Origin of the sequence: Paenibacillus sp. FSL H8-0315 (assembly GCF_038005365.1) — a bacterium.
Lineage (GTDB): Bacteria > Bacillota > Bacilli > Paenibacillales > Paenibacillaceae > Paenibacillus_AQ > Paenibacillus_AQ odorifer.
On sequence record NZ_JBBOTA010000001.1, the window covers coordinates 3,046,706 to 3,068,137 of the forward strand.

Sequence of the window (21,432 nt, forward strand, 5' to 3'; positions counted from 1 at the left end):
TACCCGTATGTAGACGCTCTTAATGTCGTTTCGCTTTAGCTTTAGTCAGCTTACTTCTTATTCATCTTAAACATTAGGAACAACTCATTATAATGAGCGAGCATCCGTTTGCCAAGGTTATCGTATACTTCAAGCCGGTCCGTAATTTCAGCAGGTGGATAGAACCGGGTATCCTCAGAAGTTTCCTCAGGAAGCAGCTCCAGCGCAGGAATGTTAGGCGTGGAATAACCTACATATTCTGCATTCTTAGCAGCAACGTCTGGGCGGAGCATGAAGTTGATAAACTGATGCGCTCCATCCACATTTTTCGCTGTCCGAGGGATGACCATGTTATCAAACCACTTGTTCGAGCCTTCTTCCGGCACTACATAATCCAGCTTATCATTCTCGTCCATGATCTCGGAAGCATCTCCGGACCAGACAATCCCAACCGCAGCTTCTTCATTTGCCAGCAGCATCTTGATCTCATCACCGACAATCGCCTTAACGTTAGGAGACAACTTGTTGAGCTTAGTCAGTGCTTCTTGCAGATGTGCCTCTTCCTTGTCATTAACGGAATAATGCAGGCTGTTCAAAGCCATGCCCATCACTTCACGGGCTCCGTCTACCAGGAAGATGTTATTATGCAGTCTGCTGTCCCAGAGAGAATCCCAGCTGGTGAAGTCCATGCCCTTGGTCATTTCCGGATTGAAAATAATCCCGACGGTGCCCCAGAAATAAGGCACAGAATATTTGTTACCCGGATCAAACGAGAGGTCCATAAAGCGTGAATCAATATTCTTTAGATTCGAAATCTTGCTATGATCCAGCGGAATGAGCAGATCTTCTTCTTTCATCTTAGCAATGGCATAATCCGAAGGGATTACAACATCAAAGGTAGTTCCACCCTGCTCAACCTTGGTCAACATAGCTTCATTGGAATCGAAGGTTTGATAAATGACTGTTAAGCCGGTCTCTTTTTCAAATTCCTTCAATAGATCGGGATCAACATAGTCGCCCCAGTTATAGATAGTCAGTGTGTTCCCACCTGAATAACCCTCTCTCGAATTCATCCAAGAGCCCAAGTACATGAGCGCAAATGCCGTGATAAGGATCGCCAGAAAAGCATTTATCAGCTGTTTCATCTAGGCACCCCCGCTTCTGCAACAGGCTCCGCCACAGCTTCTGCTGTGTTATGGCGATTTTTCTTAAGGGTCAGGAAGTAATAACCCACCACGAGCAGAATGGTGAACAGGAAGATCAGCGTCGACAGCGCATTAATCGATAGCGACACCCCTTGCCGGGCTCTAGAGTATATCTCAACCGATAACGTCGAATAACCGTTGCCTGTTACGAAGAACGTAACCGCAAAGTCATCCAGTGAATACGTAAGCGCCATAAAAAATCCGCTGAATATCCCTGGTTTAATAATCGGCAAAATTACTTTAGTCAGCACATCCTTACGGCTTGCCCCAAGATCACGGGCTGCATCCGTTAATGTAGGGCTCATTTCCTGTAGATGGGGCAAAATCATCAATACGGCAATCGGTACGCTGAATGCAACGTGTGAGAGCAGAACAGACGCGAAACCCAGCTTGATGCCAGCAATGGTGAACAGGATAAGGAACGAAGCACCAATAATGACATCTGGACTGACGATCAGCACGTTATTCAGAGACAGCAAGGTGTTCTTGGCGCGGCGATTCTGCACACTTTTAATAGCCAGCGCACCAATAATAGCGATAAGGGTCGCAATAGCCGAGGATAGCAGTGCGATCACAAGCGTATTGATTACGATGATAATCAGGCGCTTATCTTGGACCACCTCACGGTAGTAATCCAGCGTGAAGCCCTCGAACTTATGCATCGTCCCCCCACTGTTGAACGAATAGTACATTAAATAGAAGATAGGAGCATACAGAACAATGAACACCAGAACTAGGTAGAGGTTAGAGAATCCATTTTTATTTCTCATTCCGCGCCCCTTTCCGCGATCCGCCTGTGATAATCATAAACAGCGCCATAATGGCAATCAGAAACACTGCAACTGTAGAACCCATGCCCCAGTCCTGAGTGACCAGGAAATGCTGCTCAATTGCGGTGCCCAGCGTAATGACCCTGTTGCCTGCAATCAGACGGGTGATCATAAACAGGGACAGCGCAGGTATGAATACTGCCATACAGCCTGAGCGTACTCCCGAAATGGTCAGCGGAAAAATAACACGTCTAAACGTGGTCCAGCCCGAAGCCCCCAAATCACGTGCCGCATCCAGCAAGGATAAATTCAAATCCTCCAAAGCGCTGTATATCGGCAGGATCATAAACGGAATAAAAATATAGACAGATACAAATACAAAACTGAAGCCCGTAAACAAAATTTGCTGTTCTCCGATTCCAAGCAGATCAAAGAAATTATTGATCGGACCAAATGTCCCGAATATCCCTATAAAAGCGTAGGTTTTTAGCAGCAAATTAATCCATGTCGGCAAAATAATCAGCAATAACCACAGTTGCTTATGTTTGGTTCTCGTCAACAGATAAGCCGCCGGATAGGCAACCAGCAAAGAGAATGCTGTAATCAGAAACGCGTACCAGAACGAGGTCAGCGTCATTTTTAAATATACAGGGGTGAAGAAACTGACGTAATTATCCAGAGTAATATGGCCATCCAAATCAAATAACGAATAATAGATGACAAGCACTACCGGTGCAATTACAAACAATGCGATCCAGAGGTAATAAGGGATGAGATAGTACGATTTGCCCTTATTCTTCATGACTCTCCACCTCGCCATAAGCTTCCAGACGTCTGTCGAATTCTTCCTCCGTTTCACCGAAACGCATAACATGAATCGCTTCCGGATCAAAATAAAGGCCAATTTCACTGCCTACAGTCGCCTTACGTGTAGAATGCACAAGCCATTCATGCCCGGATTCATCATAACAGCTGATTTCATAATGCACGCCCCGGAATAGCTGGGAATCAACCCGCACACGTAGTTTACCCTGTTCCAGCGTAGAAATTTCCAAATCCTCAGGACGAATAACAATCTCTACGGATTCATTCGGTTTCAGCCCGGCATCGAAACATTCGAAGCGGCGGCCGTTAAACTCCACCAGATAATCCTCGATCATAACTCCCGGCACAATGTTCGATTCGCCAATAAAATCCGCCACAAAACGGTTAATCGGCTCATCATAAATATCGTTAGGGGTGCCGCTTTGCTCGATTTTTCCTTTATTCATGACAAAAATCCAGTCGGACATCGCGAGTGCCTCTTCCTGGTCATGCGTTACAAAAATAAAGGTAATGCCTAACCGCTGCTGCATTTCCCGCAGTATGTACTGCATCTCCGTGCGCAGCTTGAGATCTAGCGCCGATAGAGGCTCGTCCAGCAGTAGAACCTGTGGCTCATTCACAATCGCCCGGGCAATGGCAACCCGCTGGCGCTGACCGCCGGACATTTCGTTAATCGCACGCTGCTCATAACCCACAAGGTTAACGAAGCTTAGCGCTTCCTGCACCTTCTTCGTGATAACATCCTTCTTAAGCTTCTTAATGCGCAGTCCGAAAGCCACATTCTCGAATACGTTCAGGTGTGGAAACAATGCGTAATCCTGAAATACCGTATTGACCTGCCGCTCATTGGCGGGAATGTGGTTAATTACTTTTCCATTTAAATAAATAGAACCGCTCGTTGGCTCAGCGAACCCGGCGATCAATCGAAGAATAGTCGTTTTACCACAGCCAGATGGACCAAGTAGTGTATAGAATTTGCCGCGCTCTATCTCAAAGCTGACTCCTTTTAACACCGGATCTTCGTCGTCATATTGCTTAGTAACTTCTTCAAATGAAATAATGGTACCTTCCTGAATAGCTATAGCTAACAACCTCCCTTACCTTAGTAATACAATACTATTTTACCCGCATCTTGCGGAGAACAATCGAAATGAGTATGCTCAGCGCTAATAAGCGACAATTTTCCCTCTCCTTCGACGCTCCAATAGATATAGCATATTAGATTGTACCATTATATGCGATAGCTTACATTGTTAAATGCTAAGCATAAACTTAACAAGTTTGTAAAAAGTCCAGTCTTCCCTGCCCTTTTTGAGGTGCTATAATGAAAACGAACTGAAAAGCCAGTGTGGTTTTCTTATTTTTGCGAAAGAAGATGAATGATAATGAACGAGGGGTTACTAGACCGCCTTGAAAAATATGGATTCTCGCTTTACATGATACGAATTACGCTTGCCGCATCACTATCCTGGGTAGCCGTACACAGTTTATATGGTGACCAATATTTATACTTTGCACCGCTTGCAGCCATTCTAATTACTCAAGCCAGTGTGAAGGCTTCACTTGAAAAAGGAATCTACCGCCTGATCGGCATTATTATCGGCGGAATCGTCAGCCTGATTGTAGGCCAATTCTTCGATGTAGGTGCATTTTCCATTCTGCTAATTCTGCTCATCGGGATTGGAATTGCCACAGCCTGTCGGATGAATATCCAAGCGGTTTCGCAGGTGGGGGTAACCTCGGTTCTGGCCCTTACCTTTTATCACAATGATTACGTGCTGTGGAGAGTCGCCGAAACCTTTATTGGTGTGCTCATTGCCTTGATCATCAATATGATTATCGTTCCACCGAACAGGTTCGTCAAGGTAAAAGCATTGGCACTCGATGGAAGCCTTCTACTTTCGGATGCTTTAAAAGGTCTCGTAGGCATAAGAAGAGATTCATCAAAGGATAATAATATGCTGGAGCAAGCAGGTAAACTGCTGTCTGCCAGCAATCAACAACAGAAGGAAATGTTCTATACCATTGCTCACTATCAGTGTCGTGGTGATCTAAAGGGACTTATACAAGCCACGGCACATCTAAAGACCATTCATTCCTATGTTAAAGAAATTGCCGATGATATTTGCTTGCTGCCAGCACATCATGCCAATTCTGACTGGATGCTGGAAGTGCTGGAGGCAACAGCCGATTGTATAGCTGTTTATGGTACCAAGACCTTATCCAAGGCTGAATGCCAACGTTCACTTACAGATTGTCTGCATCGTGCCCGCGACTTGCAGGCGGCCAGCTTCTCTGAACTGCAAGGACGGTGCTCACTGTCATCTGTTCGTGATCTAGGAGCGCTCTTCAGTCACTTAAACCGGGTACTCGAAGAAGTGGAACGTGCTAGTTCTGCTACTTACGTAGTTGCAGCTCGGCCTTCAACAGCTGAAATCACACGCGCTATACGCTTAATTAAAAAAGGACTCTCCCAGAAGCTCTAAGCTTGGGAGTGTCCTTTTTTTATGTTCAATCCCTATTAGACATAATGCCCTTTAGCACGACTGGTTACTACAACCATCCAACAAATTTAACTGACTGATTGTTTGGCAGCACGCCCTATCTTCACATTTACCAGTACAATACTGCTGACAATCAGCAATAATCCGATCACAAGGTTTATGGTAATCTGCTCTTTCAAAAAAACTACGCTGGTTGCTATCGAGATCAGGGGGATCAAGAAGGTGAATGAACCTACTTTTCCTGCTTCTCCTTCGTTAATCAGCTTGAAATAAATTAGCCAGCCCAGAGCAATAACAAAGATTGCGATAAACAAGGTATCCACAATAAAGGTTCCACTCCAGGTGATATCCGACCATTTCTCCGTAGCTGATCCCGAAAGTAGCAGAATGATGCCACCGATCGTGATTTGCATAGCCGTCATCCACAGCATATCCACACGTACAGCATTCCGTTTCATATATATTGTTCCTAATGCCCAGCTTAAGGCACTGGCTAAAGCCAACACAATTCCCCATATGGAGATACTCCCATTAATTCCGCCGATACTAAGAGAGGCTACCCCGAGAAAGCCAAGCAGCAAACCAGACATTTTAAGCCCGTACATGCTCTCACCTAACCACAGCCAAGAAAAAATACCTAACAATACAGGCTGCAAAAATACAATCGATGAGAACAATCCCGCCGGAACATACTGCAAGCCAATTGTCTGAAATCCATAATAGAACACAATACTAAGTACCGCCGAGATCAGATAGATCGGCCAGAGCTGCTTGAAGCGAAGCTCCTTCACCTTGGGCAATGCAATTAGAATCAGAATAATACCGCCTACGACGGTTCGAATACCTGCAAATAATAGAGGTGGAGCATAGTCTAAGGCGATTTTGGATATAGGCCAATTAATGCCCCATACAATCACCAAAAAAATAAGAAGGATCATACTTTTCTTCTGCTGATTCATTTGTTCACTTCCTTGGTGTAGATTCATCACAAATGATACAATAAACAAGAGCATAAATGAAATGAATAATAATCATAAGGGGCATATCATATTTGTTATGAACAATACTCAAATTCGTTTATTCGTCAAAATCGCCGAAAGCGGCAGCTTTACTAAAGCTGGTGTAGAACTGAATATGACACAGCCTGCGGTCAGCCGGGCGATCTCGTCCCTCGAAGCCGAATTAGACGTGAAGCTCTTGCTTCGAGACCGGCGTAATGGCCTGATGCTTACGGATATCGGCAAACGTATTCTTGTTATTTTCCGTGAAATTCTAATGGGCTTTGATAAGGTCAATCAGGAGATTTACGCGGAGAGAGGTCTTGAAAAAGGAAGTATCCGCATTGGAGCTTTCCCTGTGGCAGCGGCTCATTTTCTACCGAAGATTATTAGCTCTATCACTAAAAGATATCCAAATATTACAATTAGCTTACAGGAGGGTTCTATCGCTGAAGTCAGAGAATGGCTGGATTCAAAAGAAATTGATGTTGGCTTATTGCTCGCTCCCAGTGCAGAATTCGAAACCATTCCATTATATAGAGAGAAATTGTTTGCCGTTTTTAGAGATGACCATCCCCTGCAAAAGCGATCCATTGTATGTGTGCAGGAATTAGCGAACGAGCCCATGTTGATTTGCAAAGCAGGATATGAACCGCCCGTTGTAGAGCTATTCCGCAGAAGTAATAGCCATCTGAATGTGAAATATGTGGTTAATAACTTTGCAACAGCTCTTAATATGGTTCAGGAGGGACTGGCGATCGGCGTGATGTCTGAACTGTCCTTGTTATCTCTGCCTCCAAATGTGGTTACCCGTGAGCTGCAGCCGGATGCTTATAGAGATATCCAAATTGCGGTCAGCTCGCTTGCCGACACTTCAATTGCTGTAAAGCTCTTCATTGAGACAGCGCTGGATCTTTTCACTCAAAAATAAAATGGATTAATTAATAGATGATAAGGAGTGCTGAGGATGAACTTTAAAAGACTAGGAAATAGCGGATTACAGGTATCCGCATTAGGACTGGGAACGAACGCTTTCGGCAAACGTGCGGATCAAGAGACCTCCATTCAGATTGTACATGCTGCGCTTGATCATGGAATTAATTTCATAGACACTGCTAATATTTACGCTGGCTCAGAATCCGAGCGAATCATCGGTCTGGCCTTGGAAGGTAGGAGACATGAGGCTGTTCTAGCAACTAAAGCAGGTTTAGTTAAAAATGAGGGTCCCAACGGCAGCGGCTCCTCCCGTCGCCATTTGCTGCAGGAGCTTGAAGATAGCCTTCGCCGCCTTAAGACGGACTATATCGATCTATACCAGATTCATACCTTTGATCCCTATACGCCGCTTGAAGAAACCTTACGAACCTTGGACGATATGGTATCCTCGGGGAAAGTCCGTTATATCGGGGCCTCCAACTATACAGCATGGCAATTAATGAAGGCGATTGGGATTAGTGAAGCACGCAACTTCACCAAGTACATTTCAATTCAGTGCAGCTACTCCTTAGCAGACCGGACACCGGAGAATGAGCTTCTTTCGCTCTGCCTGGATCAAGGTGTAGGGATCATTCCATACTTTCCGCTAGCTGGCGGGATTCTCACTGGCAAATATAATACAAGCGACTCAGCCCCATCGGGGTCCAGAGCAGATACCGATCCTAATTTCAAAAGATTCCTTGATGCTGACCGGATCAAGCTCGGAAGCCAAGTGAGCCAAATTGCTGAGGAAATGGAAACCTCATCTACTGCGCTCTCCTTAGCTTGGCTTATGAATCGGCCTGCCGTCTCGACGGTTATTGTCGGGGCTACACGTGTGGAACAGCTGGAACAAAATTTGCTTAGTACCTCGCTTGTACTTAATGAAGAAACTTCGGCCAAGCTGGATGAAGCCAGTGATTCCTTCCGTTATGGCGAACCGTTCGCTTTTTACCGGCTCCCATAGAGTAGTATGCTTTAACTTCTTACAAGGATGGAGGAAAGATTAATGACAACCTATACAGCTGACAGCATTCAAGGAATGCTTGAAGAGCATAAGGATTTTTTTAATAGCGGCGTAACTAAAGAGGTTTCTTTTCGTCTCCAGCAGCTGCTCAAGCTTAAGAATATTATTAAACAATACGAAGGACGTATCATCACCGCACTACAACAGGATTTAGGAAAAGGTGAGTTCGAAGCCTATGCCACAGAAATCGGCTTTACGCTGGACAGTATCGGCTACATGATGAAACATCTTAAGCGTTGGGCGAAGCCTAAAAAGGTTCGATCGCCGCTGCACTTATTTCCTGCAAAAAGTTATATTTTAAGTGAGCCTTACGGCACAACGCTCATTATTGGCCCGTTTAATTATCCATTTCAGTTGCTAATTGAGCCCCTGATCGGCGCCATTGCCGCTGGTAACTGCGCTGTCCTCAAGCCATCTGAGAGCACACCTGCCATCTCGTCCGTGGTTGAGCAGCTTATTCAGGAGACCTTCGAGCCGCAGTATATCCGCGTAATTCAAGGGGAAAAAGAGACCACTAATTTGCTGATCCACGCCAAGTTTGATTATATTTTCTTTACGGGCAGTGTGCCTGTCGGCAAAATCGTAATGGAAGCGGCAGCGAAAAATTTAGTGCCTGTAACCTTGGAGCTTGGCGGGAAAAGTCCGGTTATTGTTGATAAGACCGCTAATCTTGATGTTGCAGCGAAACGGATTGTCTGGGGCAAGCTGCTGAACGCGGGCCAAACCTGTATCGCACCGGATTATCTATGGGTCCACAAGGATATTGCCAAAGAATTGATCACCAAAATCAAACATCACATCACTGAGTTCTACGGTCAGGATGCACAGCCTAATACAGATTACGGCCGGATCGTGAATGATCGCCAGCTGCAAAGACTTGCCGACCTCATTGCGCGTGATCAGAGCAAGGTGATTATGGGCGGCACCATCGTGCCAGAAGAACGTTATATTGAGCCTACTTTAATCTATCCTGCCACTTGGACGGATGCTGCTATGGAAGATGAGATCTTCGGTCCGATCCTCCCAATATTGGAATATCATCAATTGGATGAGGCCATTCAGAGCATTAATGAACATCCAAAGCCACTGGCACTATACCTATTTACGGAGGATAAGAGTGTAGAACAACAGGTGCTGTCCCGAGTCTCATTCGGGGGAGGGTGTATCAATGATACGATCTCACATGTGGCGAGCACTTATCTTCCGTTTGGTGGAGTAGGAAACTCTGGAATCGGGGGTTATCACGGGAAGTATAGCTTTGAGGTCTTCTCCCATCGTAAAAGCATCGTCAAGCGAGGCACACGGATCGACCTCGGAATCGTATATCCTCCTTATGGCAATAAAGTGAAGCTGGTTCGAAAAGTAATGAAATAAACAAAGCAGCAAACCTCCCATGATCGGGAGGTTTGCTGCTTATCAGGGTAACTACGCAAACAGCTCTAACAATTTCTCAACACTTATCTCTGCGGTGGAAGCCAGACATAGATCCGCGGTCCCGGTTACGAGCGCCACTCCAGCTCCCACTGACCTCATACCAGCAGCATTAATTGCGGCTATTCCTTCCTCGGTATCCTCAATCGCCACACAGCAGTCTGGGGATATGCCCAGCATCTCCGCAACCTGCAAGTGAATCTCTGGATCTGGCTTGCTTCTACGCAAGTTGCCAGGGTCAGCCACCGCCTGAAACCAATGCCCGATCTGCAAGCGTTCGAGAATCAGCAGCGCATTCTCATTCACTGAAGCCAGTCCGATAGCAATCCCTCTTTGCTGCAAATCGGACAACACGCTGTGGATACCCGGATACAGCTCAGCAGGCGTCATTTGCTGAACCAGCTGTCTATACTTCTCGTTCTTTTTGTTGCAGAGCATTCCCTTTACCGGTTGCGGCAAATTCAGTCCACTACTCTCCAGAATGACTTCTAAAGATTCCATTCGACTTAGGCCCTTAAGACTCTTATGCTTCTCTCGATCAAAAGAAAGCGCAAGTTCATCCGCCAGATCCTTCCAAGCCTCATAATGATACTCTCCAGTGTCAGTAATTATCCCGTCCAGCTCGAAAATAACAGCTTCAAGCTGCTTCACATTCGAAAGCCTCAGCGGCTTCTGTGCAGACAACTGTATAAGGTTTCCCTTATGCATAATCTCAAGCTCTTCGCCCTCCAGCAGCGTATAGATCACTTCTGTATCACTCACAAAAATATCCAATAGCTGTCCAGCGCATGTTATTTTAAACCGATAGCTCTCCCACTGCGCTGGCACACTAGGATTAAATGATAACATCCCGCCGCATAAGCGCATGCCACCAAAACCATTCACAATCGACAGCCAGGAGCCTGCCATAGCAGCAGTGTGCAGTCCATCCTTTACGTTGCGGTTGATATCATCCAAGTCCATCCGTACCGTGCGGTCAAAATAGGAATAGGCTCCCGTCAAATCACCAATCTCAGCAGAGATTATACTGTGAATACACGGTGACAATGAAGAATCATGCGTCGTCAGCGGCTCATAATAATTATAATTCCGGATCTTATCCGCCAAGCTGAATTGGTCACCCAGCAGAAACATCGCCATTACCAAGTCCGCCTGTTTCAACACCTGATGACGGTAAATTACCAGCGGATGGTAGTTGAGCAGCAGCGGATATTTGTCAGCTGGTGTATGCTCGAAATCCCATTTTTTCTTGGAGAGAAACGTGTCGTCTTGAGCATAAATGCCAAGTCCCTCATCAAAGGGGATAAACATTTTGTCCGCCGCTTCCAGCCACACTAATGTCTCATGCTCAGTCAGACCGATTTTTTGCTTCAGGCGTTCAAAATGCTCAGGATACTGCTTAGACAATATCCCTGCCATCTCGTGTGCATAATAAAGCTGATCCTGTACCATAAAGTTGGTGTATGCATTATTGTTGACGATAGCTGTATATTCATCAGGACCGGTTACTGCATCAATACAAAAGACACCGCCCCTAGCCGGATTAAAGTACCCCAAGTCCAACCAAAAGCGGGAAGTTTCGAATAAAATTTCCGCTCCCTTCGTAACCAAAAAATCATAATCTCCGGTAGCCAGTACATACTGCTTGATGGCATACGCAATATCCGCATTAATATGCATTTGCGCCGTGCCTGCCGGGAAATACGCAGAGTTCTCTGCCCCGTCTATAGTCCGCCAAGGGAACAAGGCTCCCTTCTGCGACATTACCGCTGCACGCTCCCGTGCTTTGTCTAACGTGGCATAACGAAATTCGAGCAGCTTTCGGCTAATCTCCGGCTGTGTGAACGTAAAGAAGGGCAGCATATACATCTCGGTATCCCAGAAATAGTGCCCTTCGTATCCTTCACCCGTTAATCCCTTGGCTCCAATATTCGTAACCCCATCACGGCCTACGGATTGAAGCAGTTGAAAAGCATTAAAGCGAATGCCCTGCTGAAGCGCAAGATCACCATGAATCTCCACATCCGTATGTGCCCAGTATCGATCCAGATAAGCCTGCTGTTCCTGGGCAAGCGCTTCAAACCCGCTATGGTCTGCTAAGTGTAATATTTCAGTACTTCTACTAAGTAGTTCGTCTTCTGGATAATCTTTAGAGGTATGGTAAGAGATATATTTGGTTAGTGAGACGCTTTCCCCACGCTCCACCGGGACGACAAACTGCATGGATAATTTCTGCCCCTCATGCTGTACGGTCCTTTTACCCTCAGATCTTGAATCAAGCTTATGACTTACCCCTGTTAATAGGGCAAACCGGGTATGCCGCGTCCGCTGCTTCATCCATAAGAAGGACTGTCCCGGTTCATGACCGGTATCCTCCAGGAGCAGACTTGGCTCCTTGCCTCCCGAGCCCAATCTGGGATCATCCGTTACCTTAGGTCTTTGGATCTTGCCGTCGATGGATGAAGTGAAGGTAAGCACTCCGCTGAAATTCAGCGCTTTAACCTCATAATCTATCGCCGCCAGATGTTTGTGCTGCAAAGTCACCATCCGCCGGATATGAAGCTGTACCCGGTGACCAGCTGGAGATTCCCAATCTACCTGCCGATGCAGAACCCCGCTTCGCATATCCAGCTTTCGTTCATAATGATGCACTTGCCCACTGTTTAACTGAAAGGTCTGCCCTTCAATACTCAGTTCAATAATCTTGGCATCTGTTACGTTCAGCATCGCTTGATTGCGGGATGGATATCCGTAGGCTCCTTCTGGATATACAATGGGCTCCGAATCAAAAAAACCATTCAAATAATTGCCTGTTACAGACGAGCCTGAGCTGCCGTGGTAACCTTCTTCGAAATTACCGCGCATACCAATATATCCATTGCCAAGAGCAAAAATACTCTCGCTTCTTTGATTGTTCTCTTCACTATAAGCTTCCTCATCAAGACTCCACTCCCGGTAAGGATATACCGCCGCCGGATGTACGTATGGTTTCATCTTCATCTCTCTAAGCTCCCCCTGATCACAGTTTCATTCGGGTTCTAAATCATTAACCTTTCACCGACCCACCCATAAGCCCTCTGACGAAATACTTTTGCAGCAGGAAAAAAATAGCGAGCGGCATCAGCATAGAGATAAATGCAGCCGAAGTAAGTAAATGCCAATCGTTGCCTCGTGAGCCAACTAAATCGGCAATTTTCATCGACATAACTTGCACAGACGGTTGATTGCCGATAAAAATCAATGAGACTAAATAGTCATTCCACACCCATAGGAATTGGAAGATCCCGATAGAAGCCAGTGCTGGCACTGATAGAGGCAGAATTAGCCTGCTGAATATAGTGAAATGACTTGCCCCATCCATGAAAGCCGATTCGAACAAATCCTTCGGCAATTGACTGATAAAGTTGTACATAAAGTACGTAACCAGCGGTAATCCAAAAGCCGTATGCGCCAGCCAAATTCCCAGATAACTTCCGTTTAGCCCAAGTGCGGTATAATCCTTAAGCACTGGAATAAGCGCAACCTGTATCGGAATGACGAGCATTGCAATAATGATTACAAAAAGGATTCTGCGCCCAGGAAACCGCAGCCAGGCAAAAGCATATGCAGCAAAAGAAGCGATCAGCACCGGAATAACTGTTGCTGGAACAGCAATCGTTAGCGTATTCCAGAAGGCCTGTGACAATCCGGAGCCTTTTTGCACCGTTTCACTACCATCAGCCTGTTTCAGCTTGTATTCCTTACCGGAAAGCACATTATTATAGTTATCCAGCGTGAGATCCGGTGTCATCTTCCAACCTTGTATCTGTTCATTTACGGTACGTGCTCTACGATTCTCCCACATAAGCCGGCTGCCATCTGCCTTCACGCCAGCCTTCAGCTCATCATCTGTATAAGTTTTACCGTTCACCTCAATTGGCTCCCGAAGATCCACATCCTTGGATAGCTGAATCGTCTCTCCAGCCTTCCACTCCTGATGAGGAAAAGCTTTCCACCATCCAGTCTGCAGAATGTCAGCAGCCGGACGGAAGGAGGAAATAAATAGCCCAAGAGTCGGAAGCAGCCAAATAAAACAGATCACACCCAACACGATATTTACAACCGTTTTGCTGCCTTTTCTCTTCTTTTTGCCAGCCATTAGAATCCCCCCTGCTTACGGAACTGACGTAGATTGATTATGATCACAGGCAGCACCGCGATCAGTAGAACAATAGCCAGCGTGGAGCCGTAGCCGAAATTACGGTACATAAAGAATTGCCGGTAGAACTGTGTAGCAACAACCTCTGTATCGTATTGACCTCCTGTCATCACCATGACGACGTCAAATATTTTCAACGTAAAGACGATAATGGTCGTTGTCACTGTCAGAATGGTTGATGAAATATATGGAATCATGATTCCAAAGAAAATCTTCACCTCATTTGCTCCATCCACTCGTGCAGCTTCCAAAATGTCGTCAGGAACCCCTTTGATTGCTGCCGAGAAAATCACCATTGCAAATCCCGTCTGCATCCAGATCAAAATGATAATGAGGAAAAAGTTATTCCATGGCTGAAGCATACTCGTCCAGGCTTGGGGTTCTCCCCCAAAATAAGTAACGATTGCGTTCAACAGCCCGATTTGTTCGTCACCCGGTTGATAGTAATATACGAATTTCCAAATGACTCCTGCCGCTACAAAGGAAATAGCCATCGGCATAAAGATGATCGATTTGGCGATTTTCTCATAGCTGCTGCGATCGGCAAGAATAGCAATTAAGAGCCCGAATGCTACACAAGCAAGCGTGCCAACGAATACCCAAAGTAAATTGTTACGCAATGCCGTTGCCATCAGATGATCGCTAAAGATCGCTGCATAATTGCTCAGACCCACAAATTTTTCTGAAGAAGCATTAAAAAAGCTCAAATATAATGTTCGCAGTGCAGGCAGGACCAGTAACCAGCCCAGAATAATCACTGCCGGACCAATAAAGATATAAGGCAGCACCTTTCGCCGGATATGATCAGGGTACTGCTCAACCGCCCAAGTCAGCGTATAGTAAATCAGATAAACACCTAGAACTCCCCAGAGGACAGCCAGAACCGCTGTTAGCAGCGGATTTAATGTGGAATCCCGGAAGAATAAAAAGATTGCGCCGTTAACAACAATATTCGCTAACAACACAACTAGGGACAGCATTACCGCCTTCAGGCTGACGGTTGGCCTAGCTTGTGGTTGTGTTGGCATTTGTGGCTGTGGCTGTGATTGTGCACCCATATTAGCTCCAGCTCCTCCTATAAGTTTTGCGGAGCAAAACTCTTATCATAAGCATCGAACTCACTAGTTAGAAAACAAAAAGAGGGGCAGACAATCCTCTTTTCTCACTGCCCCTCTTTTTACTGTGCGCTTTAAATATTAGGTTAGTTGTTCCAGCCGGACTGGATTTGTTCCAAGGCTTGATCCAGTGTCGCTGTACCGCTCACATAGTCGGTCATCCCTTTCCAGAAGGTGCCTGCACCCACTTTACCTGGCATCAAATCAGAGCCATCAAAACGCAGTGTGGAAGCATCTTGAACCAACTTCGCCATCCGGCGATCAGATTCAGAGGTATACCAATCAAGGGAAGCATCATTCATAGGAGCAATTACGCCGCCAGATTGTACCCAGCTCTTAATCGACTCTCCAGTGGTGAAGAATTCCATGACTGCACGAACCTCTGGACGATCGTTGAACATAGCGTAAATATCACCTGCAACCAGCACTGGTTTACCATATTGCGCATCAATTGGCGGCAAGTAGAACCAATCATAATCCTGATCAACCTTTGCCGTTTCAGGGAAGAAGCTTGTAATAAAGTTACCGAGCATATTAAACCAGGCTTTAGGCGGATCAGTGAACATTGGCGCTGGGGCATCCCCGAAGGATGTCGTCACGATAGACTTAGCACCACCGTAAACATAATCCTTGTTAAGCCAAATTTTAGACATGATTTCAACAGCATTTTTTACTTCTGGTGAAGTAAATGGCAGTTCACCTTTTACCCACTTATCGTAGTTCTCAGGCGTAGTCGTACGAAGCATTATATTTTCGACCCAGTCTGTTGCTGGCCAACCCGTTGCAGCACCACTCTCAATGCCAATAGCCCAGGCAGGATCGCCATCCTTGGCAATTTGTTCAGTGAGTGCCATCAGCTCATCCCAAGTTTCAGGAACCTTGTAACCTGCATCATCAAATTGTTTCTTTGGATACCATACCAAGCTCTTTACATTACTGCGGTTCCAAATCCCCGCCATGATCTTCCCGTCTTTTCCGTCCATCGTAGACATATCGAGCCAGCTCTTGTTGTAATTAGCCGTCAATTTGTCTTGATCCAGCACACTGGTCAAATCGATAACCTTGCCCGTCTTAGCAATCGATGCCAGCAATCCCGGCTGCGGGAAGTCAGCGATATCAGGAGCATTTCCGCCGTCCACCCGAATATTTATTGTTGCTTCGAACTCCTTGGAGCCCTCGTATTGAATATCGATCCCTGTCTTCTCTTCAAATTCTTTAATGCTGCTCTCAAATTTCACTTGGTCAGCATCTACGAAGGGTCCAAACATGGTTACTTTAGTCCCTTTATATTCACCTTTCATCGCTAAATCTAACGGGGAACCCGAAGGTTCAGCACTAGGTGCATTTGTCGCTTTCTCGGTGTTATCTGCTGTTGGGCTGACTGTTGCCGCCGGTGGATCTGTAGGCGCCGCATTATTGTTGCCTCCGCCGCATGCGCTCAGCGTCATTGTGAAGGATAAACACAGTACTAAAGCCAACGACTTTTTACGTCCTGAGATCTTCTTCATCTTTTGTACATCCCCTTTAATGGTTATAGAGATAACATCTTATTCAATCATCCGGGCACCCTGGCATGTATTAGCAGCTTGTAGCAGATCACCTCCTTGCAAAGCTTTTCAGAAGACAGGTAAATATCCTAAAATCAAACTCCATCACAAATGTAATTTAATAATAGCGCTTACATTTTTTATATTATCATAATTAGTAACCGTTTCCAATCGGAAAATGAGATGTTTTTCATAAGAATTCATACTATTTTCTATCCTAACATTTAAATTTTAATTAAGACCGATACATGGCTCTGAAAAGCTTTTCAGAAGAAGGTCACAAAAATAAAGAGCCTTTATTTTTCCCGCGTGGATTCCCGCACAATCAGCTTATGCTCCATCTTTTCATTCAATACCTGGACACCACCTGTTGTGAGCAATTCATGCAGCATCTCCGCCGCACGATACCCTAACTCATAAATCGGCTGTGCAATCGTGGTCAGCTTTGGAATGAACATACTCGACATCCGCAAATTATCAAATCCAATCACAGATACCTGCCCCGGAACTAGAATATTACGATCCTTCAGATAAGAAATCGTCCCCATTGCAAATTCGTCAGCAACACAGAAAACGGCGGTCAGCTCGGGATAATCAGTAAACAACTCATGCGCAGCTTGATAAGCGTGTTCGAACCTGTGATTGGCATATTTGCTCTTCACAATATTCTGCTGTAGTCCAAACTCTGTTAATGCTCTTACAAAACCCTCATAACGAGGCGGGCCGGATACGGAGTTATCATGGTTAAAACCAATCATGCCAATGTCCTTATGCCCTAAATCAATCAGAAACTTTACCGCATCGTAAGCCGCCTGTTCATCATCCACCTCCACAGATGGAATGTCGTACTCATCAGAATGCGAGGATACCAACACAAAAGGAATTCTACAACCGACTAATTTGTCATGTGTCTCAGGATAAAGGACATCACTTGCGAACACGATCCCATCCACCTGCTTCTCATGAAAGTTATCGATGTAAGACAACATCCGTTCTTTGTCGCGGTCCGTATTGCAGATCATTAAACTGTATCCGAGCTTGATGCATGCATCCTGCATTCCCCGAATAACCCCTGCGAAATACAGGTTCTCAATATCCGGAATCAGCAGGCCCAGTGTAAAAGACTTCTTGTAGATCAGGCCGCGTGCAAACGCATTTGGTTGATATTGCAAACGTTCTACAGCCTCCATCACTCGATTCCGTTTGCTCTCTACGACCGTATTCGGCGCATTCATAACACGCGATACGGTGCTGATCGACACCTCCGCCATTCTGGCAACATCTCTTATGGTTGGCTTCATAACGATAACTTCCTTTTTTTCAGGTAACTTTTCGATGTGATTATAGCAAGCCCGTTAAGAAATAACAACAGATTTTTTAAAGCGCTTACATTTTATTTTAAAGACATACTTATTCCTTATCTAATCATTACAAAGTGCGTATAACTTACTTAAAGTGTGTATATAGTTTTATTACATGGTATACTAGGCGAGTAGCATTATTCGCAGCTACAAATACTGCTCTAGACTATCTGAGCGTTTATTATAGGAGGGATTACATTGAAGCAACAGCGCGATATTCGATTCTCCGTACTGGACTTAGCCTCTATTGTGGAGGGTGGCACAGCGGCAGACTCTTTTCATAACTCTTTAGCTTTAGCTCAACATGCTGAGGCATGGGGCTATCACCGGTATTGGTTTGCTGAGCATCACAACATGATTGGTGTTGCCAGTTCTGCTACCTCACTCTTAATTGGCCACATTGCTGGCGGCACAAAAAGCATACGCGTAGGCTCTGGAGGCATCATGTTGTCCAACCACGCACCACTTGTCATTGCGGAACAATTCGGGACCCTCGAATCCCTATATCCAGGACGGATTGATTTAGGACTGGGCAGAGCCCCAGGATCCGATCAACCTGCTTCCCGTGCGCTACGCCGTGGTCTCGGAAGCGACGGCAGTGACTTCCCCGAGCAGTTAAGTGAGCTCAGAGCCTACTTCGATCCTGCAGGTGCAGGATCACGACCGGCTGGGGTTCGTGCTGTTCCTGGTGAAGGCTTGAATATCCCCATCTGGCTGCTGGGCTCCAGCGGTTTTAGTGCTCAGCTGGCAGGGAAGCTAGGTTTACCTTTTGCTTTCGCCAGCCATTTCGCACCAGAATATTTACTACAGGCTTTACACATCTATCATAGTAATTTCCGTCCTTCAGCAGCACTCGACAAGCCTTATGTGATGGTCGGAGTTGGTATTACAGCAGCCGATACCGTGAATGAGGCAAGACGACTGGCTACCTCGCAGCAGCAGCAATTCCTTAATATCATCCGCGGACGTACGGGGAAGTTACAACCACCGGTTGATAGTATGGAGGGGCTATGGACGATGCAAGAAAAAGCAGCCATGCTTGAGAAACAGCGTTACTCTTTCGCTGGTGATAAAGCAGCAATTAAAGAACGGCTTCAAGAAATCCTGCAAGAGACACAGGCCGATGAATTGATTGTTTCTGGTGGAATTTATGATCCTAACGCTCGTCTACGCTCTTATGAGATTGTAGCCGACGCTATGAAGGAAATCTAATTTATCATCATAATTAAGGCAAGACGATAGGTCTGGTATCGGGGTTTGAGCCCTATTCCAGATGTATGTCTTGCCTTTTTATTTTGCATTCATAATCGTTCTCAATAAAACACAATAAAAACAATGAATTACATAAAAATAAAGAGTTAAATAGAGAGAACTGGTGTAAAACCATTAATATAATTGATATTTGATCAAATATGATGGATTTCCTTCTAATATCCCATTTTTGTTTAGATATTATTTTGATTATACTTTAGTTATTCGCTATAACGAACGAATTGGCGGTATATCTCTACCCTCTCCTTCCACTTTCACGGAGATTCCTATATACGCACAAGAAAGTGGTTCTGTGAGATACTACTTATTTCGACAATGTTTGATGGAAAATCCGATTAGAAGAGAAGAATTTGCCGGAAGCCCGCAAATGATGTCTACAAAATTTAATATGGGGTTCAGGAGAAAGGAGCGAGTAAAGTGAAGAAGAAATATCGCTCGGCTTTCATAGCTGCTTATATCCTGACTATTCTAGCAGGAGTCATCTGGCATGCTGGCGGAGTTAGTGCGCAAGATACCATTAAGCTTACGGTGAATTCGCATACGACAAGCACAGCCACCATGAACAATATGCAGCCTGGTGATGAAACGAACTCAGAATACACAATTATTAACGCAGGTAGTGAGGGCTTTAATTACTATGTGGACTTCAAATTCATCTCTGGAGACGCAGAATTATACGATATTCTCCAAATGACACTCGAAAAAGAGGGAGTAATCATCTATTCAGGGGTGATGAGTGAGGCTGCCGGAAGAGTTGCCATCGGTTCACTTGCCGGGGGAGAACAAAGTGTAATCCAAATGGATGTAATTTTCCCGTGGGAAGCAGGGAACGAATATCAAGGGAAAACCACCACTGTAGCCTTTGAGTTCTCCGCTTCTGGAGGACCGGAGCCTTCCGCTGAACCTAGTCCTTCACCGACAGCGACGGCCACAGCTCAGCCTACACCTGAGCCATCACCTACTGTAGTGCCAACTACGACACCTACTGCCACGGCTACAGCTACACCTGAAGCTTCGCCGACCGCAACAGCTTCACCAACCACGACACCTACAGATCCGCCGACGACTACCGCTTCACCAACTGCGGCACCTACGAATACACCGACGGCTACTTCGCCAACGGCAACAGCAGCTGCCACACCAGGGCAATCAACGACGCCAACACCATCGCCAATACCTACAGCTTCACCAGTAGTAGATGAAATTAGTGTCACTGAAGCGCCGATCCCACTGGGTGGAGGCGATAATGAGCCGACAGTATCACCAAGTGCTGGCAGCCAAACTACCAGTGCAACACCGCAGCCAAGCAATGAGATCTCCCTGCCTGATGATGAGCTTCCACTGGGAGCACCAGAGGTTGGCAACAAGCTTCCAAATACCGCTGAGCCTTGGTATAACTTGATTCTTGCCAGCTTAGCCATTGCGGTACTCAGCGTGATTATCATGCGCAGATTGAAATCGAAGAAATAACCACATTTTGCAGCATAAGTCTGGAGGTGAGAGAGTATGAAGAAGCGTAATGGTGTCTTGCTAGCCGTGAAGCTAATCTTCATACTCTCTTTAGTTGTGTTGATTTACTCGGTTGTACAAGTGGTCAAAGCACCGCTCGAAGCTAAACAGGCTTTAAATGATTGGGCAAAAAAGAGGGAGGAAGCTGTCGCCCGCCCCCTTTCTGCCGAAGAAATCCCTCTTCCCATGGGAATGATCAGTTCAGCCAAGGAACAGCCGCACCCCGCTCATTCCTATTCAGAAGGTGAAATCATAGGAGAGATTCGTTTCCCCAAATTAAACAAAAAGATCGCAGTGCTAGAAGGCACGGAAAGCCCAGAGCTAAAAAAGGGAGCCGGACATTATAAAGGCAGCGCAGCTATCGGTGCCACCGGCAACAGTGTGCTCGCAGGCCACCGCGATACAGTGTTCCGTAATCTGGGAGAACTCGTCGCTGGAGATCTTATCGAGCTGGAAAGTACCGATGGGACTTTTACCTATGAAGTAACAGGCAGCACAATTGTTGACGGGGACGAACGTGGTGCTATAAAGCCAAGTGATAAGGCCATCCTCACATTGATTACCTGTTATCCCTTTTCATATGTGGGATCTGCACCGGACCGTTATTTACTTTCAGCGAAGTTAGTGAAACAAGATATATTGCCGCATTAAACTTAAATATTACCTCAATCTTCTTCCTCAGGGATGAGACCTTATATGGAAAGTGATACTATATA

The 21,432-nt window shown here is 45.7% G+C and carries 17 protein-coding genes; 7 read left to right on the forward strand and 10 right to left on the reverse strand.

Going from position 1 to position 21,432, the window contains the following annotated elements; genetic code table 11:
• Nucleotides 1–50: 50 nt before the first annotated feature.
• From MHB56_RS13220 to MHB56_RS13235, 4 genes are read right to left on the reverse strand one after another with little or no spacing between them, the layout of a single operon-like run.
• Complete coding sequence (locus tag MHB56_RS13220; RefSeq protein WP_038573734.1) at nucleotides 51–1,124, reverse strand: ABC transporter substrate-binding protein; 1,074 nt, start codon at nucleotides 1,122–1,124, stop codon at nucleotides 51–53.
• Nucleotides 1,121–1,954: an ABC transporter permease gene (locus tag MHB56_RS13225; RefSeq protein WP_036682094.1), complete on the reverse strand. Its 834-nt coding sequence runs from the start codon at nucleotides 1,952–1,954 to the stop codon at nucleotides 1,121–1,123. The genes MHB56_RS13220 and MHB56_RS13225 overlap by 4 nt, the downstream gene beginning before the upstream one ends.
• On the reverse strand, nucleotides 1,944–2,756 hold the full coding sequence (locus tag MHB56_RS13230; protein WP_036682096.1) for an ABC transporter permease: 813 nt from the start codon (nucleotides 2,754–2,756) through the stop codon (nucleotides 1,944–1,946). The genes MHB56_RS13225 and MHB56_RS13230 overlap by 11 nt, the downstream gene beginning before the upstream one ends.
• Nucleotides 2,746–3,855 (reverse strand): ABC transporter ATP-binding protein, encoded by a 1,110-nt coding sequence (locus tag MHB56_RS13235; RefSeq protein WP_036682445.1) that lies wholly within the window; start codon nucleotides 3,853–3,855, stop codon nucleotides 2,746–2,748. Before MHB56_RS13235 ends, MHB56_RS13230 begins: the two co-directional genes overlap by 11 nt.
• A 309-nt stretch (nucleotides 3,856–4,164) precedes the next feature.
• Between MHB56_RS13235 and MHB56_RS13240 the strand changes: the two genes are divergently transcribed.
• Nucleotides 4,165–5,265, forward strand: coding sequence for an FUSC family protein (locus tag MHB56_RS13240; RefSeq protein ID WP_052097383.1), 1,101 nt, complete (start codon nucleotides 4,165–4,167; stop codon nucleotides 5,263–5,265).
• Between the two features lie 86 nt (nucleotides 5,266–5,351).
• Here MHB56_RS13240 and MHB56_RS13245 read toward each other — a convergent pair whose 3' ends face one another.
• Complete coding sequence (locus MHB56_RS13245; RefSeq protein ID WP_076301480.1) at nucleotides 5,352–6,242, reverse strand: DMT family transporter; 891 nt, start codon at nucleotides 6,240–6,242, stop codon at nucleotides 5,352–5,354.
• Nucleotides 6,243–6,303: 61 nt separating this feature from the next.
• Here MHB56_RS13245 and MHB56_RS13250 point away from each other — a divergent pair, with 61 nt between their 5' ends.
• From MHB56_RS13250 to MHB56_RS13260, 3 genes are read left to right on the forward strand one after another with little or no spacing between them, the layout of a single operon-like run.
• Nucleotides 6,304–7,212, forward strand: coding sequence for a LysR family transcriptional regulator (locus tag MHB56_RS13250; protein ID WP_305953540.1), 909 nt, complete (start codon nucleotides 6,304–6,306; stop codon nucleotides 7,210–7,212).
• A gap of 36 nt (nucleotides 7,213–7,248) precedes the next feature.
• Entirely contained in the window at nucleotides 7,249–8,223 is a 975-nt protein-coding gene (locus MHB56_RS13255) for an aldo/keto reductase (RefSeq protein ID WP_076301481.1), read from the forward strand.
• Between the two features lie 42 nt (nucleotides 8,224–8,265).
• A complete protein-coding gene (locus MHB56_RS13260) occupies nucleotides 8,266–9,657 on the forward strand; it encodes an aldehyde dehydrogenase (RefSeq protein WP_076301482.1) in 1,392 nt (463 codons plus the stop codon).
• Nucleotides 9,658–9,708: 51 nt separating this feature from the next.
• Here MHB56_RS13260 and pgmB read toward each other — a convergent pair whose 3' ends face one another.
• The 5 genes from pgmB to MHB56_RS13285 all read right to left on the reverse strand — a co-directional run bounded on the left by pgmB (nucleotide 9,709) and on the right by MHB56_RS13285 (nucleotide 17,875).
• Entirely contained in the window at nucleotides 9,709–12,714 is a 3,006-nt protein-coding gene (gene pgmB, locus MHB56_RS13265; RefSeq protein WP_081383184.1) for a beta-phosphoglucomutase, read from the reverse strand.
• A 46-nt stretch (nucleotides 12,715–12,760) separates the two neighbouring features.
• A complete protein-coding gene (locus MHB56_RS13270) occupies nucleotides 12,761–13,852 on the reverse strand; it encodes a carbohydrate ABC transporter permease (protein ID WP_076124061.1) in 1,092 nt (363 codons plus the stop codon).
• Nucleotides 13,852–14,970 carry a carbohydrate ABC transporter permease gene (locus MHB56_RS13275; protein WP_232061475.1) on the reverse strand — a complete coding sequence of 373 codons (1,119 nt, stop codon included), beginning with the start codon at nucleotides 14,968–14,970 and terminating at the stop codon, nucleotides 13,852–13,854. Before MHB56_RS13275 ends, MHB56_RS13270 begins: the two co-directional genes overlap by 1 nt.
• 143 nt (nucleotides 14,971–15,113) lie before the next feature.
• A complete protein-coding gene (locus MHB56_RS13280) occupies nucleotides 15,114–16,535 on the reverse strand; it encodes an ABC transporter substrate-binding protein (protein ID WP_038574978.1) in 1,422 nt (473 codons plus the stop codon).
• Between the two features lie 335 nt (nucleotides 16,536–16,870).
• Nucleotides 16,871–17,875 carry a LacI family DNA-binding transcriptional regulator gene (locus MHB56_RS13285; protein WP_036682112.1) on the reverse strand — a complete coding sequence of 335 codons (1,005 nt, stop codon included), beginning with the start codon at nucleotides 17,873–17,875 and terminating at the stop codon, nucleotides 16,871–16,873.
• A 258-nt stretch (nucleotides 17,876–18,133) separates the two neighbouring features.
• On the opposite strand from MHB56_RS13285, the gene MHB56_RS13290 reads away from it, so the two are divergent.
• The 3 genes from MHB56_RS13290 (at nucleotide 18,134) to MHB56_RS13300 (ending at nucleotide 21,367) form a co-directional block, all read left to right on the forward strand.
• The gene (locus MHB56_RS13290; protein WP_081383185.1) at nucleotides 18,134–19,147 is read left to right on the forward strand and encodes an LLM class flavin-dependent oxidoreductase; all 1,014 of its coding nucleotides are present in this window, start codon (nucleotides 18,134–18,136) and stop codon (nucleotides 19,145–19,147) included.
• A 477-nt stretch (nucleotides 19,148–19,624) separates the two neighbouring features.
• Nucleotides 19,625–20,677, forward strand: coding sequence for a hypothetical protein (locus MHB56_RS13295; protein ID WP_076301483.1), 1,053 nt, complete (start codon nucleotides 19,625–19,627; stop codon nucleotides 20,675–20,677).
• A 36-nt stretch (nucleotides 20,678–20,713) separates the two neighbouring features.
• Complete coding sequence (locus tag MHB56_RS13300) at nucleotides 20,714–21,367, forward strand: sortase (protein WP_076181939.1); 654 nt, start codon at nucleotides 20,714–20,716, stop codon at nucleotides 21,365–21,367.
• The last annotated feature ends 65 nt before the right edge of the window (nucleotides 21,368–21,432 follow it).

What these genes read in the sequence shown, in the direction of transcription:
- MHB56_RS13300 (WP_076181939.1), top strand. Translation starts at nt 20,714, where the DNA reads ATGAAGAAGCGTAATGGTGTCTTGCTAGCCGTGAAGCTAATCTTCATA.
- MHB56_RS13225 (WP_036682094.1), bottom strand. Translation starts at nt 1,954, where the DNA reads ATGAGAAATAAAAATGGATTCTCTAACCTCTACCTAGTTCTGGTGTTC.
- MHB56_RS13270 (WP_076124061.1), bottom strand. Translation starts at nt 13,852, where the DNA reads ATGGCTGGCAAAAAGAAGAGAAAAGGCAGCAAAACGGTTGTAAATATC.
- MHB56_RS13240 (WP_052097383.1), top strand. Translation starts at nt 4,165, where the DNA reads ATGAACGAGGGGTTACTAGACCGCCTTGAAAAATATGGATTCTCGCTT.
- MHB56_RS13275 (WP_232061475.1), bottom strand. Translation starts at nt 14,970, where the DNA reads ATGGGTGCACAATCACAGCCACAGCCACAAATGCCAACACAACCACAA.
- MHB56_RS13220 (WP_038573734.1), bottom strand. Translation starts at nt 1,124, where the DNA reads ATGAAACAGCTGATAAATGCTTTTCTGGCGATCCTTATCACGGCATTT.
- MHB56_RS13250 (WP_305953540.1), top strand. Translation starts at nt 6,304, where the DNA reads ATGAATAATAATCATAAGGGGCATATCATATTTGTTATGAACAATACT.
- MHB56_RS13245 (WP_076301480.1), bottom strand. Translation starts at nt 6,242, where the DNA reads ATGAATCAGCAGAAGAAAAGTATGATCCTTCTTATTTTTTTGGTGATT.
- MHB56_RS13255 (WP_076301481.1), top strand. Translation starts at nt 7,249, where the DNA reads ATGAACTTTAAAAGACTAGGAAATAGCGGATTACAGGTATCCGCATTA.
- pgmB (WP_081383184.1), bottom strand. Translation starts at nt 12,714, where the DNA reads ATGAAGATGAAACCATACGTACATCCGGCGGCGGTATATCCTTACCGG.
- MHB56_RS13260 (WP_076301482.1), top strand. Translation starts at nt 8,266, where the DNA reads ATGACAACCTATACAGCTGACAGCATTCAAGGAATGCTTGAAGAGCAT.
- MHB56_RS13285 (WP_036682112.1), bottom strand. Translation starts at nt 17,875, where the DNA reads ATGAAGCCAACCATAAGAGATGTTGCCAGAATGGCGGAGGTGTCGATC.
- MHB56_RS13230 (WP_036682096.1), bottom strand. Translation starts at nt 2,756, where the DNA reads ATGAAGAATAAGGGCAAATCGTACTATCTCATCCCTTATTACCTCTGG.
- MHB56_RS13280 (WP_038574978.1), bottom strand. Translation starts at nt 16,535, where the DNA reads ATGAAGAAGATCTCAGGACGTAAAAAGTCGTTGGCTTTAGTACTGTGT.